Genomic DNA, 671 nt, shown 5'->3' with positions numbered 1-671 from the left:
CATGACCATGATGCTCGCCATACACCTGCTGCGCAATCGCATAGTCTTCGGCGAACGTCTCGTCATGACCGTGCCGATGCCCGCCGCCATACGCGCCCGTTTCCGGCTGGAACGGCATCTCGACATGATCGACGGATGCGCCCAGACGCTTGAGCATATCGGCGAGCACGGGATCGTATTCGAGCTTCAGATAATCCGCGCCCACTTCGACGGGCGTATGCCGGTTGCCGAGGTGATAAGCGGCGCGCGTCAGCGTCAGCGCGTCGGGCGCGCGCACGATCAGCACCGACTCGGCGGCCGCGACGACGCGCACCAGCGCGCCATCGTCGGCGACGAGCACATCGCCGTCGCGCAGCACCGTGCCGCGCGGCAGCACCAGCGCGACTTCTTCGCCGTTGTCGAGCGTCGCGGCAAGACGGCTCTTGCAGCGCGCATCAAACGCGAGCGTCAGCGTCGGCGCGCGCCTGATCAGAACGGGCGCGAGTTTGATATGGGCGCCCAGCAGTTTGTCTAACGTACGCATGTCAGAACAGGAAATAGCGTTGCGCCATCGGCAGGACTTTTGCGGGCTCGCAGGTCAGCAACTGTCCGTCGGCGATCACCTGATACGTCTCGGGATCGACGCTGATCGACGGCTGCCACGCGTTGTGGATCATGTGCGCCTTCGTCAC

At 64.5% G+C, this 671-nt stretch carries 1 protein-coding gene; it reads right to left on the bottom strand.

The features are described from left to right. A partial coding sequence (gene ureE, locus BN2476_RS44190) for an urease accessory protein UreE (RefSeq protein WP_087740398.1) occupies positions 1-523 on the bottom strand: 523 nt, incomplete at its 3' end. Positions 524-671: the final 148 nt, after the last annotated feature.

Origin of the sequence: Paraburkholderia piptadeniae (assembly GCF_900007165.1) — a bacterium.
In the GTDB taxonomy this organism is placed as follows: Bacteria; Pseudomonadota; Gammaproteobacteria; order Burkholderiales; family Burkholderiaceae; genus Paraburkholderia; species Paraburkholderia piptadeniae.
The sequence above is the reverse complement of the archived record's forward strand: the minus strand, read 5'-3'. Positions and strand labels throughout refer to the sequence as shown.